We start from the raw sequence: 19953 nt of genomic DNA, 5'->3' as shown, positions 1-19953 counted from the left end.
GGAAATTTAAATTTTGTGCCCGTTGAAAAATGTGTGAGTATTCCATGTTTTCAGGGAATCATCGACTACAATAAAGCTGATATAACATTTACCTTCCGTCGTTTGGAGATTTAAGAATCCTGGCTCTGTCGGATCAATAATGGCATCAGTAATATTTGTTTGGCCACGTTTCTTTGCTCTTCAACAACACTATGATCTATGTCTCTCAAAAAGTTGTAACGATTTATATATATCAATTGATCTTCTGTAAGCCGCCTTCCACCAACACTTGCTACCAGTTGAAAAAGGTCTTTTTCAAGCTCAGTAAACCGTTGAAAAAATTCTGCGGTCATTTCCCTTTCCATCCCCAAAAGATTTACTAAAACGTCTGAGACAGACGTAAAAGCGTTTTTTATAACTCCTTTGATGTCTTCTGATCCTTCAAGTAAGTTTCCTTTTAAGCGAACCCCAAGAATAAAATCCGGTTGAGTAACACGACCAAGCTCTTGATTAAAAGCTTTATCGCTTCGGAATTGTAATAACGGCCAATCTCTAAAGTACTTGGATGAAAGTCTTTTTCTAAAGACCCAAACCGCTGTTCTAAATCAAGATATTGCGGATACATTTCTAAGTGGATATCTTTATATTTTTCTAACTCCTTAAACAGAATCCGGAACTCCGCTTTGTGATCCTCTATTTTTTCTTTATTGCTCTGAGGCACAACAACGGGGCTAATGCGATAGTAAGCATAAATTTCACCCGACTTTGTCAGCATAAGATTGTTGTGTAAGCTTTTGATCGGTGTTTTTAACTTCATCGTCATACCCGTCCTTTCTCTTTATAATTGTTTCTTCAAAGGTCACTTGTTCCACATTCGTATATAAAACCTCTTGATCGTTAGCAAACTTTCGTTTTGGCATATATATACTTAAAAAATAATTGGCAAAATCAAAGAGAAAAAGATGGATCTTCTTACCGTTGTATTTTTGTTTGATCAGGAATCCGCTTAATAAATAAGGGATTCCTATATACATTACAAGTGTTAAACCCGGGATAATTGATCCGATATTATTAAAGAAGTCACGAAAAGCGATCATCGCGAGGAATATCGCTGTAAACAATGTTCCTCGCACCAAACTTAACCCGCCAGGTATATTCAATTTCCAAATCTTATATAGAGTAATAGGATGGTTCATCGTTTTTTTGTAATTGTACGCTCTCATTTATTACCCCCCAAAAACTTTTGAAGCAATTTCAGCCAACTGACCTAAAAGTCGTTCCGGATTTCCTACTGCAAAAAAGACAAAAGCTCCTGCAACGAAAAAGCCAATCAATCTACCAATGTCCTGTTTAAATAGGTAATAGACTCCAAACAATACTAAAACAATCGCTACGGCGTTACCGCCTTCGGTTGTAACCCAAGTTTTAAGGTCTCCTAATGATGGAAGACTTGCACCTAAAACATAATAAAAGTTCATCATAATTATTTACCTCCTAATGTGTTTTCCATCTTTTTTACGAAATACTTCCCATCACGTTTCTCTAAATAAATTGTGAAGCTTTCTGTATTTTCAATAGAAATATCTTTTTCCTGAAATTTAACATTTGTTTTTATGACAAATTCATTTTTACCCGAAGGGTATACTTTAGTATTTTCCAATCCAACAAATGAACGCTGACCGTTTAGAGCCTGTGGCTTTTCCATCATATAATTAAGATCATCTATTGTCCCATCTGCGTATTTTTTGAAGAAATCTTTAAGCCAGTTCTCAATTTCCTGTTTTTGCTCCATTGGAGCCTCGGATTGCTCGGTCAATGGGTTTGTTTCACTTTGAATACCTTTTGTCTTCACATCCGGAACCGGAGTAAAATATAAGTTAGAAACGACTGCATAACCGTTTTTTGATGCCCTTATCGGCACATTAAGCAGCATAGTACGACTGGTCTGTTTCTTTTCCTCGTATTTTTCTTTGACTTTTTTCTTTTTCTTTCCTTTCTTCTTCTCAACCTCCCGCTCTTTTTGCTGGATAGCAACATTGTCATAATCTACTCGATACTGCAAAACAGCTTTGTCATTGTCAAAATGAACATCATACAATGTCTTATGATTCAATTGTCGATACCCACCAACGTCTCCCATCGTATCAACAGTTAAACCTTCTGCATAAAAGCTTTGTAAGGCTTTTTCGCGTGCTTTCCTTTGTTCGCTGTCACGCGGAATATTCATATATTCATCAACGACTTGATCTCCAAAAATCTCTATTTTTGGACTTCGATATGCATCATACCCGTTTTCATCCTGATTTGCAGTAACAGCAGCAAGTGCGCTTTCCGTTGCCTTCGATTTTTCCAAGGCATTTTGAGCACGACCAAAAGCTAGGATTCCAGACATTCCAAGAACAACGATCAACGCCCATACAAGAACAACAGCTCCTTTGCTATTTCGGATCTTCGGCAATTTCCGGCTTTCTTTTTTGCTACGCTTAATTTTATTGTCTGAAAAAATGCTTGACACTCTTTCTTTCAAAGCGCCTAATGCCATTATTCTCCTCCTTTCAAATTGGGTTGCCTTTTGAGTATGATCGGCTTGCTCCGAAATTGGATCTTTCTTCTGATTCAGTCCATTCATCGGATTCCGGAAATAAGTGATTTTACGTCTCTCTTCAGACGTCAATCCCTTCGCTGCCTTTCTAACGACTACAAACACTCCTGTTTCCAAGTCTTTAATTTCGTCTGGATGAACATAGAATTTTTTAACTTTCCGAGTTGTACCTTTTTCTGATTTGAATTCGATTCTTTTTAGTGGACCACCAACGTTTTCAGTCTGAGTTGTCAGGTCAACGTCGCTATAAGTTCCAATAATGGAAGCGACGGCTTCCGCAGAAGCAGCTTCATTACTGCGGCCAAAAAAGAATGTGTTACAGTTATCAATTACCTGTTTTGAAATGTCCTGTCCGTTAATGAACAAATCACCTAATGATTGAATACCGATAGCTGCCCCAAATTCAGCACTACGCGCCCGTGCTAGGATGTGAACAATCGTTTCAGACCCATAGGCTCCAAACTCATCAAAAATACCAAGAGCGCCTTTCTGGACATCCTGAGCATATCGAGTTGTGACACTATAGGCTAAATCCGCAATGACAAACCTAGCAAACCGCTTGATAAACTCGGAATATATGTTGCTGTTAAACGAGAAGATGACCGATTCTCCTCTTTCCAAAATCTCAAGAAGATCAAGACCCTCTGGATCATCTTCTAACAGCCCACCAAGTTCAGAATAGATCAATTTTTCAAGTTGTGTTTTCATGCTTCGCACAAGTTCTTGAACGGGATCACCCTTGCTTTCGTCAGTCAAAGCCTCTATTTCTTCCTCAGAGAGTTCTCTTTTGCCAAAAAAACGTTCCATGTGAAGAGCAGACCTTGGACTAAGTACTTTACGTATCACAGTACGCTCATGAACCTCATAATCTTCAATCTCTTCCTCCGATTCATCTAGACCTAGAATGTCATCCGAAGGATTACTTTTCTTCTTAACAGGGATCTTATCCCGAATAATCTCTTCTTCTTCTATAACATCAGACATCAACGTCTGATATACAGATCGGAGAGACATATGTCTGGCGATCATCGGTAAGTCAGTCTTTAAATCAAAATCGTGCAGCATATGAATTACTTTTTGCAAAAAGTTTTCCGCTTCATTTTTATAAAAGGCGTTTTCCCAGTCGAATATCGCCATAATACGGTCAGTAATACTCGTCCTGTTACCATGACGGATTGGGTTGTACTTTAGCGGCGTTTTTTCCGAAAAAACATGAAGCTTGCGGCCATACATGTCTGTTAATTTCTTAAACTGATTAATTGTTTTTGGATCACCTTTCCCATCAACAAAAAACACAGATTGAGAATTAGCAAGTGCGCTTTCAGCCACAGTTAAAATAGCCATTGTTTTTCCGCTTCCGGTTGTTCCCTGAAACAAAACGTGTTTAGTTGTTTCCTCAAGGGCCATTTCAGCTTGCCTTTTCTTTTCATCAATACCAAGTAGAATATTTTCGACTGGCAAAGACTTTCCTATTGATCTAGATACATTTTGTCGCCACTTTTCTTGAACTTTATCATTAATTTTCACTCGATTCTGATATATTTTTTCGTAATCACCGCTTTTTCTGTATTCCTCGATTACATCTTCTTTCGGTTTAACAATCTTGCCCTTGAAAAATTCATACACAGCAATACTGATTCGTGCAATGATAATCGAAAGAGCAATAGTCGAAAATATAAGTTTGAGAACTTGGATGAAATGTCTGACCATTATTAATTAGCTGTTCAAAATAATCTAACCGGCTATTCATACCGGCTAATTTTAATGAAACCGGTATGAACTGAAATAAATGCTTCCAACCTGCAAAATAGAGCATTCCACCTAAAACCGCAACAGACGGCCAAAATAGCAATTTTAATTTACCCACCTGTTTTAGAGAATAAGCTACACCAAATATTAAAAGCCCTAACACAAGTGACGGAAGAAACGCTAAACCTACAGATAACGTAGCAATAATAATTGCACCATAACCAAGTAGAGAAGTGAAATCAACTTTATTATCATTACTTGGCTTTCCATTTTTGTCCCTCGAAAAATTTAAGTCCATTTAATCCTCCCCAGTTAAAAGATCATCTAGCATTATAAAAGAAACCTTGACCCCTACTGATGAAGCAATAGCCTGAATATGATTTCTAATTGCATCTTCCTTACAAATATAAAAAATACGATCATACAAGCCGTTTTCAAGCGATTTTTTATATTGATACATTTTCTTTTTAATTCTTGTACTTGTTTTTCGACTCAATTCAACTTCAAAAGCAAAACGACGTTCACTATTGACTAAAACAAAATCTGGTACCTCCTGAGCTATATGCCGTAAAGCATTAGGTTTTTGGGTTTGCTCAACACTCATCGAAAGAAACAACTCTTGTATTAATTCTCTTTCAGTTTTAAATCCAAAATTTTTGCCTTGAGCTGCATACCGATCCAGAAGGCTAAAAATCACATCATTCACTGTAAGATCATGTTGTAATGTAGAATAACCTTTACTAGCAGCATTACCAATGCGACCAATAAAACCAGAACCCTTTTTTGTAATACAAAGAACCTTTCTCCGACCAAATACTTTTGTTTCCACAAAACCCAGTTCTTCGGCTTGTGCACGAGCGCGATAAATTGTCATAACTCCTAAATCCTTCAAATAACGCTCTAGTTGAACACTAGTGATAACACCGAAACAATCAATAGCTTCAACCACCCTTCTTCTTTTTTCACTTAAAATATAATCCATTTCCACAGACCCCCGAACTTCTAAAATATTCAACCTCCTTAGTTTAGCAAGCATAATTTCAAAAATACATACCGATTTCATACCATAAATATACCACGATAAAATGTATCCATTGTTTTGTTTTTGAATAGTACTATTCACTTTAGGGGCCCATTCACTATATCGAGAATCCTAGCGTATCCAAAAACATTTAAACAACTATTCTAATGGACGGCTGTGGTATTTGTAATTCTTCACTTCGTATCCAAAATATATGGGAAAACCTTTCCTTAGGACGACTGTACTTCACAACGAATTCAGTACCCGGAAAAGACCACAAATAAACTATCTTATCCACCCCAACCTCTCATACACGGTATTCTCTACACAAAATGAACCGTATCCACTACACCCCTCCGACCACCTCAAAACTCCCAACCTCCTCTCTTCATCCCCTGTACTTGAACTTTATCTCTTGAACTTATCTCTCATTCACCACCCCACCTCTTACTAACTGCACCAAAACCACCACCATTCTATCCTCTCTCTGCACATCAATATTTCTTGTTTCGCTCGTGACTTCCCTCTTTATCACGTAGTAAGAGGGAAGTCACGAGCGAGTCCTTAGAGAAATATTGATGTGCCACCTTCCACACTACATAGATCTGGTGGTTTTGATACCTTTAAATTACCACCTTATTACCACGATTATATCACCTCAACTTATGAAATCAAGACCTATTCAGGGCCTAATTTTGCAAGGAGATCCTATGCCTTTTTACCTAAAAAGCTGAAAGCCAATCATTTAAAATTGAGGAGATCTAAGGCCGAATAAAATTAAGAGTACTCCATACCTTTTAATATTTAAGTTTATAAAACAATGTCAATTTAAGAAAAAATCAACGAAAATAATTGGTTTTTCCTTGTTTTTGATTTAAGGTTTTGGCAAACTCGGATTCCAGGCTAGGACAACGGCTGGAAACGGCTGGTTGCAGTTTTCCCCCTTGATCGATGGGAGAAAACTGCACTTTGACAAACTCGGTATACCGAGTTCAGGTATCCGTTTGGTATCCGTATGTATAGCGCTTCATCGTTTTGCTTTCGCCTGTGAGCTTATTAACTGCACCATTCCCTTAGCTTCACTAGAAACATCTCTAGATCATCTCACAGCCCCTCTGTACGTCCAAAGAACGAACAGACATGGTGTCCAACCCTCCTTTTACTTTATAGCTTTTATCACGCATACAATGGCTTGTACACGCTTTTTTCCCCAATGGCGAAAAGGAACAAAACATACCGTCCCTGCCTGACAATCCATGAAGCAAGATCGCCCGACACGCTAGACTTTTTGAAATTGGCTCCAGCTAACCCCCTGACACCTTTTTTTTATCGTAGAGGATAAGATCATTGCTCTCCGTACTAGACAAATAGAAAAACCGCCTGAGCATAGCCCAAGCGGTTCCAACATCCATCTTAACTGGAAAAAGTGTCGTGTTTTGATGAAAAATAACTGTCCAAAATATGTACAAAAAGCTTGTTTTTAAGCGGGTTTATTGCTATTATAGGGACAGATATTCTTTATCAAAACATGAATACAGGTCTTCTATGACCTATCCAATTAAGCTAGCGAGTTGGGGAACTCGAAGGGCTAGCTGATCTGAAAGAGTGTTGTTGGCGCAACGCTCTTTCTTTTATGTAAAACGATTTTTCTTGAAATCTAGTAAATGTATGAAGTTTTAAAACTAATATACACCTTTTTAATAGATTCGTAAACCCCTATTGATAGGGGTTTTTTATTGTTTTGAAAATGTATACATTTTGTTTACATTAACACTTGACTAATGTATACATTTTGTTTACAATTAAGTTAAGAATATAAGAGGAGGAATCATTCATGAGATTAGCAAGTGTAGACATTGGTAATGATGCAGTTAAAGCATATTTAGGAGGCCTTAAAGACGAAGATCAGCTCTACATACCTAATGTAGTTGCAAAGTTAGAAAGAGCCGTTCTATTGTAGAAATGGAAAAAAACCCTTTAGACGCTATTCATGTTGAAATAAAAAGCACCTCATTAAAAAAGGATGTTCAAAAAAGTAGCAGTCGGAAAGCTAGCAAGCAAACAAACAGTAAATGAAGAATTAACACCAGACACTGACAAATCAGAAAACGATCAAGCAATAATTATGTTGCTTACTACATTGGCCCTCGATGCTGCTAAAAATCTTAAAGTTGATGAAGACAAAGTCATAAAAGCTAAGTATTTACTCTCTACAGGTCTTCCAATGGATGAAACGAAAAGGGGATTAAATAAAGCATTTCGAAAGAAAATAAGAACTGGAAATCATAAGGTGACGTTTTTAAACACTCCTATTTATGAAGGAATAACTGTTGAAATTTCTTTTGAAAATGTCTTGGTTAACACTGAAGGCTTTGCAGCTTATATTGATCTTACAACTAATAATGATGGATCTACAAAAGATGAAAGCATCATTGGTAAAACAATTTTAATCAATGACATTGGTGGCCTTTCAACTGATAGTGCGATCATAACAAAAGAAGCTCAAGTTGATAACGAATTTAGTGATGGTATCAAAAAAGGCGTTTCTGGAGCTTTAGATAACATTATTAAAAAAGTGTATACTCAGCACCGTTACAACATTAAAAGCCGTAGAGACCTAGTTGAAATAATCACAAATGCTGACGTTGAGGAAAAAAATACAATCTATGTCGCAGGTCAAGCTGTAAGCATTAAAGACATTGTAGATGAGGAATTATCTACACTTGCCAACGAAGAATATAAGCTAATTAAAAGCATTTGGAGAAATGTTCCCGATATCCGTAAAGCATACAATATTGGTGGCGGCTCGGTTGTTCTAAAAAATTATTTAATAGAACTTAATAAAGAAGATGCAAAAATTCCCTTTTGAATTTCTCTAAGTCGATAACAGCATTTGGATGATTGCACGGCCTACTACAAAATCCTAACATCTACTGCCAAAGCAAGGAAATAAAGTTAACAAAGTCTGAAAATCCCGTAACTGCCCAATAAAGGTGATGATAAACAATGAAAGAAATCAAAACAAAGGACTTAATTCAATTCAGATTGCCTGTTGATACGCCAGAGGTCGTTATCAAAAAGATCAACAAATTAAAAAAGCAACATGCCGAAAGTTTGGAAGCGAAATTGCTGATCGGCTATCAATATCATAGAAACAGAAGCGCTCACCAATAAGAAGAGGAACAGTATTGTCGTTCCTCTTCCTAATGATTTAACTTATAGAGAAAAAAAGAAACTTGAGAGTGAGGAAGTCCGGCACCTTATCGGACAAATAGCTATACAACTTCTAAGGGAACCAGCTAAAGCTGTTCGCCTATCTTCTCAAGAAGATGAGGCCAAAAAGATCGGCGACAACGAGGAGACAGAGACAGCACCGTTCATACAGAATAAGAAAGTTTTACAGTTTGCACAGGATAACTTCTTGGATTTTGACGATGAGGATGATTAAAGCAATAGCTGAGTGTTAGTTTTTTTTTAGAGAGGAGAAAACATGAAAGAAAACAACTATTTCTGTGAGAGTCAAGGATCAAAGGGGTTAACAAAAAAGTTGATTTATAGCATCTTTCCTTGGTTTTCGATTATAGTTATAATCATTTTTTTATTAGAAATAAAGATACCTCAAGACTTTTATCCGGAAACGAATTTTAGAGGGCTTCGTTTTTTGTTTAGTGACGACTGGATCACTATACCTTTTAATAGGTTAGATAAGGATGTCCTTGTTGTTTTTTTAAACCTTACTAAATTATCAGGGTGGATTCTTACTTTAAATATAATTATTTCACCTATAGCTGAATTCAGTAAACAGTGGCATGAATCTACAAAGCGTTATATCTCTATTATATTAATAGGATTAAACTTCTTATTATCTTGTATAGGAAGTATATTAGCGATATCTGGCATAGGATGTCTAATTTTTATATCATTTTTAAATATACCGATTTTTGAATTATTTTTTTGAATACCAGTTAAAAGGAAGCAATTGAATTTTAATAGAAATTACTAAAAACATTAGAAGGCTATTCAAAAGATTTAATTAAGGAGTGAGCTTAATTGAAAACATGCACCTACTGTGGTACAGAACTTGCTTCAAATTACTGCTCATACTGTGAAATGGCCCTCAAGCTTGACGACATCTCGGAAAACGGTCAACGAAAAAAACATTCGCTCTCCTATGAACCTGATCCGGCTGACATTTTTAAATCGACTCTTGAATTATTAAAATCCAAAACAATTGAACTCATCTATCTATTAAGATACGCCCGTAAGTACCGTTCAAATGTATATAATAGTCGCCTTAACATTCATCGAGCTGAACAGGCCGGACAAAGCGATAAACAGCTTAATCAGTTCCATCAAGAAAGCTACAAGGAGTACGAAAAAGCCACTCGCAAGGTATGGGTGATCGAAAACATTATTGCTGACCGGATCGGTTACATACCGGAACAAATTAATGACAAATTTTTATCTGCATACGTCAATAAAATAGAGCAAAAACAAGGTAAGATCATGCTGATGAAAAGTCATTCGTAAAGAAGAGATTTGTGAGGGTATAGTTTTTTGGCACTTATCGAGATTGATTTAGATGACAAGAAAACAGAAGTGTATCCAAACACTTTGATCAATAGGAGGACAGTACATGCGAAAATTAGAAATTTACAAGGAAGATTGGGAATTTGTCATCGAGCATGTAAATGAGTTTGACCATGCCGTGAAGAGTTATTTTGCCACTGAAGAAGGTTTAAAGAAGGTCTTGAAGCTTATATTCCTTTGATGAATGAGTATGAAATAAAGGCATCTAGTGAGGTTTGGGGATTGGTTATCAACCTATTAAATTCTATTTCTGTAAGTAAATCAATCAATGAAAGAGAATAAACATGTATAAATGGGGTTTTTCGATAGGTTCAACCCTACTAATGTAAATGAAGATTGGAGGCGCTCCTCATGACTAATATTCAAGCAGCCATCAATGAACTGCATGTCGCTTTCAAGAAGTTAAATGATGCCTTTTTCAATGGTGAACTGCCTGAACCAGCAATCACCATTCAAACAAGTGGAAACCGTAAATCTATGGGATGGTGTACGACAAAAGAAGTCTGGCGCGACAAGGAAGGGAAAAACCGACGGTATGAATTGAACATCGCAGCCGAATACCTCGATATTGAGTTCATGGAAACTATGGACACGATGCTTCACGAAATGGTTCACCTCTACAATGGAATTCACAACATACAAGACTGCTCCCGCAACGGCACCTATCATAACAAAAGATTTAAAACTGAATGCGAGAGGCGCGGCTTTTACTTCCCTGACGACAAACCAGATAAAAAATATGGATGGGCTTTTCCAAAGCTGACAGAGGTCACAAAGAAAAAGATTGAATCATTAAAGATTAACCCTAAATCCTTCAGTATTGCACGAAAAGGATTTCACGGCGGGGGCTGGCGACAATGAATCCGGAGAACAGCAGGAAGAAAAAAAGCCTAGAAAGTTTAAATGGATCTGCCCTAGGTGCAGCCTGCGCGTGTTATCTTCTAAAAAGGAAATCGCGGTAAAATGCGTAGAATGCGATGAAATCTTAATCAATGAATCTTAATTGACAGACCTACGGTGAAAGCCGTGGGTCATGTTGTTTTTCCTTCTTTTGTTTTCTGAGAGAGTTTTAAATGTTTTCGTGAATGATATACCACAGGCAATATTCCAAATACAAAGATCCTTAAAAAGGGATCTGGTCTTCATTTTAAAATGTCACACTCTACTGATATATATCGGTGGGAACAGAAAGTTTGAACTTTCTCAAAAAGGGATGGAAGTCTTGTGTTTTTCAGAAAATTCCTATAAAGTAAAAATTAGCGATAGATTCGGCTTTGTAGGGGCGTTCGGCTCACCTCCAGAAAGAGGGGAGGTGAGAATATGGCTGTAGAAAGCGCACTTGGATTGATGTTTCAATTTGGAATCCTGATTGTTGGGATATTGACGCTTGCCCATAGTTTCTCGAACAAAAAAAAGTAAGAACGCCCCGACTACCAATCTTGACGTTCTTACTTTAAAAAATTAAATTTTGGATCAAGGCCGAACTCCCTTACAGGAGCCTCCTATCGCCGATCGGAGATGTTACCAGCATCTTCGATCTTTTTCTTTATTATAGTCTCTTTTTTATACATTATACTCATTTACATACATTGTATTCATTTACACCTCGATTGTATCAACAAAATCACAGCATGTCCAGATTATAAGTTTCTATTTGTAATAAGTCAGACGAGAACCCCGCCTCACACAAGACGTGGTCTATTTTTACTGACTCCATATTCCTTTATGTTCTTTTTTAGCTTTGTTCTCGATGTCTCGGAACTGATCGATAAATTCAGTATTTGGAGGGAATACGGCGACACGCGCAAGCCCCTTCTGTAGCAACAATTCATTTATCATTGTCCCGTCCTTCAGATAGACATAAGCCAAGAGCCGTCCGTATCTATCCCTTTCCTGAACTCCAAGCCTTAGATCAACTTTCTGGCCGCTGAGTGTCTTTTTAGTGAAGTTTGACACCTCACATCCGAATGGCTCTTCTCCCTTTTTAGGATGAACAGTCTCAGGGGTATCAACCAAAATAAAACGGACGCGCTCTTTCTTTCCACTCTTCATCCTTATGTCTATGGTGTCTCCATCTACAACATTTACGACCTCAGCGGAAATTAAACGCTGTTCCTGCTGCTGTTCGGCTACCGTTGTCACGTCTGTCGGCGGTGTGTCTGCTGCTTTATTGCAGCTCACCAAGACGCCCAGAAGCAACACAAGTGACAAACTGTATCCTGCTATTTTCTTCATAAGCCTTTCCCCTCCATTACTAGACTGCGTTTCTCGATCTCCTTAACTATCTCTCTCGTTGGCCATTCCTTTAAGTCGTCGGGGATGGCTTCGCCACGCTTTTTTAGAAGGTTAACTAAATAATAATAACATTGGCCCCAATCGTGATAATGAATTTTTCGCACCTTGTTTTCCTCCTTCAGCTGTCGCCCGGCACCGGAAGGGGAACGTCATAGCCAAGAATAAACGGAGCCAGCATTTCAAAATACAAAAAATTATTAATGATTTGGATAATGTCATAATGAGAGACAATAAACACTGCAATAACTCCAATTAAATTAAAAATGATCCAGTGAGTGATTTGTTTTAGCCCCTGATAGCCGTCTGTACTTATAAAGAGGGATAGTATCCCCATTACGCAACAAATAGCATGTGCAAACGTAAGATTATGATTTGAGAAGGAATCTGCGGTCGATTGTCTATAAAAATCAATTGACGTAACAAGCCAATATACGACCGAAATCAACTTCATAAGTTTAATAGCCACAATTAATCCTCCTGTCCTTCAGGTTCTATTTTTACGTTAAAAAAAGAACAAAGGTTTCATTCATTGATTTTCTCTCGGGGCTCAAAAAATTTATAGGTGAGGGGTAAAAGCCCCCGATTGCTACAAGTTCATGAAAAAATCAAAAGCTTTTTTTATTGCCTTTTCCTTGTCGTAATCCCGCCGAAATCCTAACTCTACAGCTGGACAGGTATCACAAATATAAATTTTGACTTCTTTGATCGCCTGACGGTAAAGCCTTCCATGCTTGCAATCCGGGCAGGGCTGTGAATGGTTTAGGTCTGAAAAATAATTCTCTATAAACGCCACGTCGTCAAACGTATAGCCCTGTAAAAACCATTCATATGAAATGCCTAATGTATCACGACAATACTTTTTCAGTTCTTTTAAAAGCATATACTCTCTTTCATTCCGTTGCAATTCGATATATTCACACATTTTGTTCTCTCCTTATATAGAATTGGTACGCCCCAAAAGGGGCGTGCCTTAGCTTAATACGGAATTTCGTCATCATCAGCGCCTGGAACAAACCCCATTGGTTCCCGGAAGTCTCTGTCAGCTGACTGTGAGCTGCCTGATTGTTTTTTCTTTGGTTCTAAAAACTCAGCTGTTTCAACGACAACCTCTATTTTATAAACTCTAGTGCCGTCCTTCTCATATGAGCTTGTTTGCAAGCGTCCGGATACTCCGATCAAAGACCCTTTTCGCTGAAAATTTGCGATGTTCTCGGCAAGCTTTTTCCATGCCTGACAGTTGATAAAGTCGGCTTGTCGCTCGCCTTGCTGGTTGGTAAAAGTCCGATTTACAGCCACTGTAAAGTTAACGACGGGATTCCCGCTCGGTGTATATTTAAGTTCCGGATCTCTTGTAAGTCTGCCAATAAGTGAAACATTATTCATTTATGATCTCTCCTTTTTTGAATAGTACTATTCAATACTTTTTTAAAAAAATTAGGCTTCAATGAGCAGATTTGAAATGACATCACCCGAAAACCAACACTTCTTATACAAAATCTCATTTTCTCCTTCGGCCAGTAACATGATTTCCTCAGCCTCATCCCAACTGTAATTTTTCAAGAAGTCTAATAAATCAGCATATCCATACTGCGGTAATAGATGAAATAGCCAACTTTTTCTAACCTTAAAGCAAATACCCTGCTCTCCATCCTCCGCGAAATCATCATAAGGCCCGTGCGTCCACAACAAAATTGAATTATTCATCATAAAAACCTCCTCGAAAATTTGTTTCGATATACTTTTTTGCTAGGTGCTGAAAAAAATAACGATTTACGTCGCCATTGCTGAAATCAATACACATGAGGGAGTATTTGACCACCTCCTGCTCTCTTTTAGATGCTGACAGAATGACTTCATATAAAATCTCAGCTTCGATAAAGTGCGTTAGCCCGCCAACATCCACCCGATAAACTTGATCCTTCAAACCCTTCTCATCTATAAACCTGCCTAGCCATGTTGTCGTATCAATCATGTTGTACCCTCCATTAAGTAAATTTTTTTAGGGGAAGGGCGGTGTCTCCGCCCCTAAACAGCGACATACAAAGTTCGATAATCAAAGTGATGGCAAGCAACGCGTAATTTGATTTTGTTGTCCTCTGTCTCATCGACCCGTAGCCACCATCCGCTAGGCGACTCTGTCAGCTCTTTGGCAAAGTCCAAAAGGTCCAACAGCTCGCCTTTTCTGAAATTCACCGCCGCGTCATAAGCGTAATCATCAGTAAGCGCCATGTCTTGAACGCCTTGTATTACCTGCCCCGACAAGATCGCTTTAGCGATCTTGTCAATCGTCCATTTTGAATGAGGATTAACCCTTTTCGGTTTTGCAAATGGGCTGAAGACGCGCACCGCCTTTTCCTTATCATGAAAGTTTTTCACGCTCCCGTCATCAATGTCCGGAAGATCGTTTACGATAGCTCTTTCAATCAATTCAGCAAAATTGATTTTCAGAAAGAACATATACTCATTCATGATTTCTTGGCCATCAAAAGAGCCTTTCTGAAAATATACCGTATGTTTGATGACTGTTTTTCCGCGCTTTAAAGCATTATCAAGGGTACGGACGATAAGCGTATTTTCGTAGAGAGTGACTGCAAGCTGTTCTGACTCAACATAAACGGTCCCGTTGAAATAGATTTTTGTCTTATTAAATCCTGTATAGGCTTTCTCCAATTCTTTTAGGTCTTTAAAGATTTCAATGCTCATTTGGTTTCCTCTCCTTTTTTCATTTTTGAACTCCGAAGGGAATTAGTTCCCCAAAGGGGGATTATTTTTTCCCTTTTTGACACGTAGAGCGAAAATGCCCCATAGCTGACTCGTCAAGGGTTTCAGCCGGAAAAGTTTTTATCACCGCTGCAGCTTGCAGCGGGGTTTCGATAAAAAGTTTTTCGCCCCTTGATGAGTCAGCTCGGCTTGTTGGGCCGGAGTCGGGAAGAGTAACGAGGCTCGCCCGACCCCGGCCCTACAAGCCTTGGGGACATTTACGCTTCGGAGGTCAAAAAGGGAAAAAGCCGAAAGGAGACGTATGTCTCCTTTCCGCCTGGCGTTGTTTTGTATTTGGTTTTTTCATCTTTGTTCACTCGTTAAAAAATGGACAGGAACATAGCAGCTGTAGCTTCTGCATCCGCTGCAAGTAAATCCGGAAGTTTATAAATGTATGTTAGAAGTCGTCAAAAAAAAGGAGGCATTATGCAGGGAACTAAGAGGTATTGGAAGGATACGCTTAAAAAATATGAAAACCAAGATGAACAATTCTTAATACATTCTTTGCTTAAGCAAAGAAAAACGGGCTTAAGCCCGTTAAATGAAAAAGGAGGCTACTGTGATTTTCTCGACAGCAGCCTTCATTTATATGAAATTTCTAAAAGCAACGGTAAAAGACATCTCCTATATTAAAGAATTCCAATAATGCTTTTTGTGTTTCTCCAGGAAATGCTTTTGTGGAGATTCGAATTGCCTTTTTAAGTGCTCCCATTCGGGAACGCCCTAAGTTTCTTTGGTGTTTATAAGCTCTAACAACTGTCTTAACCATTGTATTTATTCCACCCATTAATTTTGCGGCTTTTTTCACTTTTAAAAGCTTAGCCCATGGTATAGCATTAGAAATAAGAGCCTTTCCTATACTTGAAAGACATGGCCAAGATAAAAAGCTCTGTGTTTTAAATGTATGATTGTTATTTATTTCAATAGTTTTTAAGCCTTCTTCAGTAGCAATAAAATTGAAATCCTTGAAGTCAGACCCTTTATTTTCATTTAGCCATTTAACCCCTGCTTCAATCCCTCGTTCCGCAACATCCGTAGGCATTTCATCAATTAATTTAGCAAAAGGACCAAAAACATTTTCGAGTTGTTCAGCCTCAGCATTAATTTCGTTTGAAAGACTTTCTGCTTTTGCCATTGGAAGAGAGACCGCCGTGGAAAATAATAAGCATGTACACATAAAAATAATTATGTACTTAAAAGTTTTAAAATTAGAAACCATAAAAACCCTCCTATTAAAGTAATTTACAAACATTCCATGTAATTATATACTATATAAGTATTTAAGTGGATAGTTAATTTTCTAGAAAGGTGAATATTTCATGAAAAATTTTATGGTTACTTTACTCTTTGTTATTGTTATAGGATCTTTTGTATCTAACTTTTTTTTAGAAGAAACTGCCCAGACAATTGTCAACGTGATAGGGATAATTGGAATTTTAATTCTCGCTATTGTATTTCGAATCATTAAAACAGACTAAGGACGATAGGGAAAAAATCAATATTGCATTAACCTATTTGTGGTACAATATTTAAAAAATGGGAAGGGGATCATTAAGTTTGAGTAAAGAAGAGACAATTCCTTATGATCTTGTTGCTACGAAGATGAATTTTTGGTACAACTCACTTAAGAATAACTGGATACATAAAGCTGAGGAAACAAAAGAAGAAGTCAGGGAACTTCTCGAGAATATGGAAGAAAACCAGGACGTTCTTGTTTATTATTCATTACTTGAGTTTAGGCACAAGTTACAACTCGACTATTTGTATGCTGATTCAGGTAGTGATCTTGAAGAACGATTTAAAGAGTTTAAAAGAATTAGAGAAAGAAATAAACTAGAAGGTATGCTTGAGTACTATTATCAATTCTTTTCGGGGATGTATCATTTTAGACAAAAAGAATTGTTACATGCTTTAAGGTATTATAGAAATGCAGAAATTAAACTTGAAGTCTTCAACTGCGATGAGTTAGAGAAAGCTGAGTTTTATTTTAAAATTTCAGAACTTTATTACAATATGAAACAAACTTTGTTTTCGATGGATTATGCTAATCAGGCATACAACATCTTCAAACAATATGACACTTATGGTGATAAATGCATTCGCACCAATTTCATTATTGCAGGTAATTATTCAGATCAACTGCATCATGAAATGGCTTTGAATAATTTACAAAAAGCTTTAGCTGAATCTGAGAAAATGGAAGAGGGGTTTTTGATCGGGGCTTCTCATTTAAACATTGGCTTATGCTATAATGAACTTGAAGAACTTGAGAGATCGTCCAATCATCTACAGAAATCCCTTGAAATTTACAGGGAAGATAGCAGCATCTATTCGTCTAAGGCTGCTTTTAATCTTGCATATGTTGAAGCAAGGAAAGGTAACATAATGACAGCAAATGACTTATATTTTGAGGGTAAAGAATTGGCTGAAAAACACCAGACTTTAGATGACCTTGCAAAGTTGCAGTTACTTAAAGGGCTTCACTTAGACTATGACATGGATTTGATGAGGGAATCATTTAAGTTCTTCAAGGAGAAAGGTATGTACGCTGAAATGGAAGATTACGGACTAGATGCAGCAAAAGTGTTAGAGAAAACAGAGAAACTGCATGATGCTATTGAATGTTACCGTACTGCATTTGAAGCAAGATGCTTAATCAAAAGGAGTGTGTTGGCAGGATGAAAACTAAAGCTTTAATATGTATTGTTTTATTGTTAGGTGTAACAGGGGTGGTAAGTTCAACCTATACCCAAGATAGCACGCCTTACCAAGTTTCAGAAAGATACGCAACTTGATTGAAGAAAGTGTAGTCAAACCATTTTTGTCTCAAGACAACTATTACTATATGATCGCAAAAAATGCACCCGAAATAAGAGTGCATTTTTTTATTTGGCATAGAAAATATGTATACAAAATCTAAACATTTAAATCTCTAGTTTACATAATAACCACTATGAGAAGTTGATTTTTTAGCCAATCCTCAAAATCGATCATTTTCAGCCGTGAGAAGCAATTTTGCATCTGGGAAATAATCAAAAAATCGCCCTTTTGTTTCTAAGGGGCGATCTTTTCTTTCCTCCATATAGCTCTTATTTTCGCATTCATCGGCTTATTGCGATTTGTTATTAGTTGGTCTATCATATATTGTTTTATAGTGTCCGCAAAAACTCTTTGTAGTGTTGCTATGGAATTTTTTTAAGCTTGAATTCCGAACAATGCAGCTGTCCTGGAAGATCCAAAAGGAGCTAAAACACGAATGAAAAAAGATGGCCAACTTTCAGATCCTCACTTATTCACGAACGAAGTATAAATATATCAGTACCCTAAAATTTTCAGGATGATTCTGACGCAATTAATGGGTGATTGTTCATTAAAATCAATTTAATTGCGTTAGAATGCTCATATACAACATCGTTTTGCTGTAATTCCTGAACGTGTTTAGTCTTACGGTTGCTGTCCTCCTACATTGGCCATAAATTCAACATTATCTACTTTCCAATCTCCATTTTCTAAAGTAATCAAATTTGTTTTTATGACGATCTTCTGCTCGCTGGCTGTACCATTGTAACTGGTACGGACAGTAAACTCGTTCATAAAAGAAGCTTCCTGCTTATCCGATTGATATTCATAACTACGTAAACCAGAAATGGAAGAGGATACATCAGAACCTTTTTTTGGAATACTACTGCCACTCGGATAAGTGGACTGATAACCTTTTTCTGTCATTAGTGGCTTGATGTCTTCATATCGCTGTTTCGTGTTTTTGTAAGTGAAAAATCTATTGATAAACTCATGGTTCAGCTCTGCTGCCTTTGATTGATCTAATTTTTTCAGTCGGTCGATCTGGTCAGCATAGTTCTTTTTTTGCTCTGTTGCAGCTGCTAAATCCTTTTTTAAAGATTGGGTGTATATTAGCATTAAAGCCACGGCAATGGCCGCAATGATAACGACAAGCCGTATTCCATGCTTTTTCCGCTGTTCTTCCACAATCTCACCCTTTCTATATTCTTCTGAATCCCAAGTATGGGTAAAGCTTTTTCCAAGTAGCTACGCTCGAATATTCAATTCCGTTATCATTTGCATTGATAAATTTTCCCCCTCCAACATACATACCAACATGAGTCGGACCAGACGCATATGTGCTGAAAAAGACTAGATCGCCGGGTTGTACTTTATCATCGGGAACTGGCTTGGTCTTCTCATATTGTGTAGCTGCATTTCCATTAAGATCAACACCAATTTGACCAAAAGCATATTCCATAAGACCACTACAATCAAATCCGCCTGCCGCTGGTGTCCGTCCTCCCCACACATAAGGATCACCTAAAAACTGTTTCATAATGTTGTGAACTTGGGCATAATCAAATTTTTGTTTCCCGCCACCGTCGTTTGTATCTAAGTACCTCATAACATGGTCAACATATAGGGGATCGCCATAACTGGGCCATCCTAGCTTTGTGGCCTGTTCTTTACTGAATCTAGAAGCAAGCTTCTTTGTATACTTCCCTCCGTATTTTTTAACATAGTCAATGAACCCGCTACCATAGTTATAGGCTTGAAGGGTCAATTTAATATCACCACCGGCTTTTTTCAGAACGCTTTTAAAATGCTTCATCCCAACATCAATGCTCAATTCCGGATCTGTAATAGAATTAGGGGGCAACCCTATTGATTCTGATGACTGCATAACGTCTAAATGACGACCTCCACTCTCTTGCATGACGAGGGCCATAATGATGTCAATATGCTTTGTAAGACCATATTTTTCAGCGTACTTTTCAAAAAGAGGGCGATAACGTTCTACTTCTTTACTAATTTTCGCTGTACCTGAAATATTTTCGTCAAAGCCGACCTTTTCTTCATCATCTCCGGCTCCAAACAGTAGGATAAATCCCGCTAAAACTGTATATCCTACTATAAAAAGAATGATGCCAATGACAAGAATTTTCTTCATACT

General features: G+C 37.5%; 25 protein-coding genes and 1 pseudogene. 9 read left to right on the top strand and 17 right to left on the bottom strand.

Annotation, left to right across the window (positions count from 1 at the left end; translation table 11 throughout):
* Positions 1 to 110: 110 nt before the first annotated feature.
* The 7 genes from HOO54_RS00955 to HOO54_RS00925 form a co-directional block, all read right to left on the bottom strand.
* Complete coding sequence (locus HOO54_RS00955) at positions 111 to 332, bottom strand: hypothetical protein (RefSeq protein WP_172292134.1); 222 nt, start codon at positions 330 to 332, stop codon at positions 111 to 113.
* A 104-nt stretch (positions 333 to 436) separates the two neighbouring features.
* Complete coding sequence (locus tag HOO54_RS00950) at positions 437 to 796, bottom strand: hypothetical protein (RefSeq protein ID WP_172292132.1); 360 nt, start codon at positions 794 to 796, stop codon at positions 437 to 439.
* Positions 735 to 1202 (bottom strand): TcpE family conjugal transfer membrane protein, encoded by a 468-nt coding sequence (locus HOO54_RS00945; protein WP_172292112.1) that lies wholly within the window; start codon positions 1200 to 1202, stop codon positions 735 to 737. Before HOO54_RS00945 ends, HOO54_RS00950 begins: the two co-directional genes overlap by 62 nt.
* Positions 1203 to 1205: 3 nt before the next feature.
* Positions 1206 to 1460 (bottom strand): TcpD family membrane protein, encoded by a 255-nt coding sequence (locus tag HOO54_RS00940; protein ID WP_172292110.1) that lies wholly within the window; start codon positions 1458 to 1460, stop codon positions 1206 to 1208.
* Positions 1461 to 1462: 2 nt separating this feature from the next.
* Positions 1463 to 4207 carry a helicase HerA-like domain-containing protein gene (locus HOO54_RS00935; RefSeq protein ID WP_172292130.1) on the bottom strand — a complete coding sequence of 915 codons (2745 nt, stop codon included), beginning with the start codon at positions 4205 to 4207 and terminating at the stop codon, positions 1463 to 1465.
* Positions 4200 to 4628, bottom strand: a complete 429-nt coding sequence (locus HOO54_RS00930) for a hypothetical protein (RefSeq protein ID WP_172292128.1) — start codon at positions 4626 to 4628, stop codon at positions 4200 to 4202. Before HOO54_RS00930 ends, HOO54_RS00935 begins: the two co-directional genes overlap by 8 nt.
* A complete protein-coding gene (locus tag HOO54_RS00925; RefSeq protein WP_172292106.1) occupies positions 4629 to 5345 on the bottom strand; it encodes a replication-relaxation family protein in 717 nt (238 codons plus the stop codon). It abuts the gene before it with no gap.
* Between the two features lie 1840 nt (positions 5346 to 7185).
* Here HOO54_RS00925 and HOO54_RS24625 point away from each other — a divergent pair.
* The 8 genes from HOO54_RS24625 (at position 7186) to comI (ending at position 11360) form a co-directional block, all read left to right on the top strand.
* Positions 7186 to 7311 carry a hypothetical protein gene (locus tag HOO54_RS24625; protein ID WP_301539261.1) on the top strand — a complete coding sequence of 42 codons (126 nt, stop codon included), beginning with the start codon at positions 7186 to 7188 and terminating at the stop codon, positions 7309 to 7311.
* 63 nt (positions 7312 to 7374) lie between these two features.
* Positions 7375 to 8220 carry a ParM/StbA family protein gene (locus HOO54_RS00920; protein WP_253907586.1) on the top strand — a complete coding sequence of 282 codons (846 nt, stop codon included), beginning with the start codon at positions 7375 to 7377 and terminating at the stop codon, positions 8218 to 8220.
* Between the two features lie 137 nt (positions 8221 to 8357).
* A complete protein-coding gene (locus HOO54_RS00915; protein ID WP_172292126.1) occupies positions 8358 to 8525 on the top strand; it encodes a hypothetical protein in 168 nt (55 codons plus the stop codon).
* Positions 8526 to 8841: 316 nt separating this feature from the next.
* A complete protein-coding gene (locus tag HOO54_RS00910; RefSeq protein WP_172292100.1) occupies positions 8842 to 9309 on the top strand; it encodes a hypothetical protein in 468 nt (155 codons plus the stop codon).
* Positions 9310 to 9401: 92 nt separating this feature from the next.
* On the top strand, positions 9402 to 9881 hold the full coding sequence (locus HOO54_RS00905) for a hypothetical protein (protein ID WP_172292098.1): 480 nt from the start codon (positions 9402 to 9404) through the stop codon (positions 9879 to 9881).
* Between the two features lie 106 nt (positions 9882 to 9987).
* A complete protein-coding gene (locus tag HOO54_RS24620; RefSeq protein WP_301539260.1) occupies positions 9988 to 10122 on the top strand; it encodes a hypothetical protein in 135 nt (44 codons plus the stop codon).
* A 170-nt stretch (positions 10123 to 10292) separates the two neighbouring features.
* Complete coding sequence (locus tag HOO54_RS00900; protein WP_253907585.1) at positions 10293 to 10802, top strand: SprT-like domain-containing protein; 510 nt, start codon at positions 10293 to 10295, stop codon at positions 10800 to 10802.
* 459 nt (positions 10803 to 11261) lie between these two features.
* Positions 11262 to 11360 carry a competence inhibitor ComI gene (gene comI / locus HOO54_RS23960; protein ID WP_241657006.1) on the top strand — a complete coding sequence of 33 codons (99 nt, stop codon included), beginning with the start codon at positions 11262 to 11264 and terminating at the stop codon, positions 11358 to 11360.
* A gap of 285 nt (positions 11361 to 11645) precedes the next feature.
* Here comI and HOO54_RS00895 read toward each other — a convergent pair whose 3' ends face one another.
* From HOO54_RS00895 to HOO54_RS00860, 8 genes and pseudogenes are all read right to left on the bottom strand, one after another.
* Positions 11646 to 12176, bottom strand: coding sequence for a thermonuclease family protein (locus HOO54_RS00895; RefSeq protein WP_172292092.1), 531 nt, complete (start codon positions 12174 to 12176; stop codon positions 11646 to 11648).
* A gap of 178 nt (positions 12177 to 12354) precedes the next feature.
* Positions 12355 to 12702 (bottom strand): hypothetical protein, encoded by a 348-nt coding sequence (locus HOO54_RS00890; protein ID WP_172292124.1) that lies wholly within the window; start codon positions 12700 to 12702, stop codon positions 12355 to 12357.
* Between the two features lie 120 nt (positions 12703 to 12822).
* Positions 12823 to 13158 carry a hypothetical protein gene (locus HOO54_RS00885; RefSeq protein WP_172292088.1) on the bottom strand — a complete coding sequence of 112 codons (336 nt, stop codon included), beginning with the start codon at positions 13156 to 13158 and terminating at the stop codon, positions 12823 to 12825.
* 134 nt (positions 13159 to 13292) lie between these two features.
* Positions 13293 to 13619, bottom strand: a pseudogene (locus HOO54_RS00880) (single-stranded DNA-binding protein); the annotation flags it as partial.
* A gap of 51 nt (positions 13620 to 13670) precedes the next feature.
* Complete coding sequence (locus HOO54_RS00875) at positions 13671 to 13940, bottom strand: hypothetical protein (RefSeq protein WP_172292084.1); 270 nt, start codon at positions 13938 to 13940, stop codon at positions 13671 to 13673.
* Positions 13933 to 14208, bottom strand: a complete 276-nt coding sequence (locus HOO54_RS00870; RefSeq protein WP_172292082.1) for a hypothetical protein — start codon at positions 14206 to 14208, stop codon at positions 13933 to 13935. Before HOO54_RS00870 ends, HOO54_RS00875 begins: the two co-directional genes overlap by 8 nt.
* 53 nt (positions 14209 to 14261) lie before the next feature.
* Positions 14262 to 14939, bottom strand: a complete 678-nt coding sequence (locus HOO54_RS00865; RefSeq protein ID WP_172292080.1) for a hypothetical protein — start codon at positions 14937 to 14939, stop codon at positions 14262 to 14264.
* A gap of 655 nt (positions 14940 to 15594) precedes the next feature.
* Positions 15595 to 16215 (bottom strand): hypothetical protein, encoded by a 621-nt coding sequence (locus HOO54_RS00860; protein ID WP_172292078.1) that lies wholly within the window; start codon positions 16213 to 16215, stop codon positions 15595 to 15597.
* A 338-nt stretch (positions 16216 to 16553) separates the two neighbouring features.
* Here HOO54_RS00860 and HOO54_RS00855 point away from each other — a divergent pair, with 338 nt between their 5' ends.
* On the top strand, positions 16554 to 17678 hold the full coding sequence (locus HOO54_RS00855) for a response regulator aspartate phosphatase (protein ID WP_253907584.1): 1125 nt from the start codon (positions 16554 to 16556) through the stop codon (positions 17676 to 17678).
* Positions 17679 to 18440: 762 nt separating this feature from the next.
* Here HOO54_RS00855 and HOO54_RS00850 read toward each other — a convergent pair.
* Entirely contained in the window at positions 18441 to 18983 is a 543-nt protein-coding gene (locus tag HOO54_RS00850) for a hypothetical protein (protein ID WP_172292120.1), read from the bottom strand.
* 13 nt (positions 18984 to 18996) lie between these two features.
* Positions 18997 to 19950, bottom strand: a complete 954-nt coding sequence (locus HOO54_RS00845; RefSeq protein WP_172292118.1) for a bifunctional lytic transglycosylase/C40 family peptidase — start codon at positions 19948 to 19950, stop codon at positions 18997 to 18999.
* Positions 19951 to 19953: the final 3 nt, after the last annotated feature.

Origin of the sequence: Bacillus sp. WMMC1349 (genome assembly GCF_013155385.1) — a bacterium.
Classification (GTDB): Bacteria; Bacillota; Bacilli; order Bacillales; family Bacillaceae; genus Bacillus.
Note: the sequence above shows the minus strand (reverse complement) of the source record. Positions and strands in the feature narration are given on the sequence as shown.

Excerpts from the sequence above, each read along its gene's own strand:
- HOO54_RS00955 (WP_172292134.1), bottom strand. The coding sequence starts at position 332 with ATGACCGCAGAATTTTTTCAACGGTTTACTGAGCTTGAAAAAGACCTT.
- HOO54_RS00950 (WP_172292132.1), bottom strand. The coding sequence starts at position 796 with ATGAAGTTAAAAACACCGATCAAAAGCTTACACAACAATCTTATGCTG.
- HOO54_RS00945 (WP_172292112.1), bottom strand. The coding sequence starts at position 1,202 with ATGAGAGCGTACAATTACAAAAAAACGATGAACCATCCTATTACTCTA.
- HOO54_RS00940 (WP_172292110.1), bottom strand. The coding sequence starts at position 1,460 with ATGATGAACTTTTATTATGTTTTAGGTGCAAGTCTTCCATCATTAGGA.
- HOO54_RS00930 (WP_172292128.1), bottom strand. The coding sequence starts at position 4,628 with ATGGACTTAAATTTTTCGAGGGACAAAAATGGAAAGCCAAGTAATGAT.
- HOO54_RS24625 (WP_301539261.1), top strand. The coding sequence starts at position 7,186 with ATGAGATTAGCAAGTGTAGACATTGGTAATGATGCAGTTAAAGCATAT.
- HOO54_RS00920 (WP_253907586.1), top strand. The coding sequence starts at position 7,375 with ATGTTCAAAAAAGTAGCAGTCGGAAAGCTAGCAAGCAAACAAACAGTA.
- HOO54_RS00915 (WP_172292126.1), top strand. The coding sequence starts at position 8,358 with ATGAAAGAAATCAAAACAAAGGACTTAATTCAATTCAGATTGCCTGTT.
- HOO54_RS00910 (WP_172292100.1), top strand. The coding sequence starts at position 8,842 with ATGAAAGAAAACAACTATTTCTGTGAGAGTCAAGGATCAAAGGGGTTA.
- HOO54_RS24620 (WP_301539260.1), top strand. The coding sequence starts at position 9,988 with ATGCGAAAATTAGAAATTTACAAGGAAGATTGGGAATTTGTCATCGAG.
- HOO54_RS00900 (WP_253907585.1), top strand. The coding sequence starts at position 10,293 with ATGACTAATATTCAAGCAGCCATCAATGAACTGCATGTCGCTTTCAAG.
- comI (WP_241657006.1), top strand. The coding sequence starts at position 11,262 with ATGGCTGTAGAAAGCGCACTTGGATTGATGTTTCAATTTGGAATCCTG.
- HOO54_RS00895 (WP_172292092.1), bottom strand. The coding sequence starts at position 12,176 with ATGAAGAAAATAGCAGGATACAGTTTGTCACTTGTGTTGCTTCTGGGC.
- HOO54_RS00885 (WP_172292088.1), bottom strand. The coding sequence starts at position 13,158 with ATGTGTGAATATATCGAATTGCAACGGAATGAAAGAGAGTATATGCTT.
- HOO54_RS00875 (WP_172292084.1), bottom strand. The coding sequence starts at position 13,940 with ATGAATAATTCAATTTTGTTGTGGACGCACGGGCCTTATGATGATTTC.
- HOO54_RS00870 (WP_172292082.1), bottom strand. The coding sequence starts at position 14,208 with ATGATTGATACGACAACATGGCTAGGCAGGTTTATAGATGAGAAGGGT.
- HOO54_RS00865 (WP_172292080.1), bottom strand. The coding sequence starts at position 14,939 with ATGAGCATTGAAATCTTTAAAGACCTAAAAGAATTGGAGAAAGCCTAT.
- HOO54_RS00860 (WP_172292078.1), bottom strand. The coding sequence starts at position 16,215 with ATGGTTTCTAATTTTAAAACTTTTAAGTACATAATTATTTTTATGTGT.
- HOO54_RS00845 (WP_172292118.1), bottom strand. The coding sequence starts at position 19,950 with ATGAAGAAAATTCTTGTCATTGGCATCATTCTTTTTATAGTAGGATAT.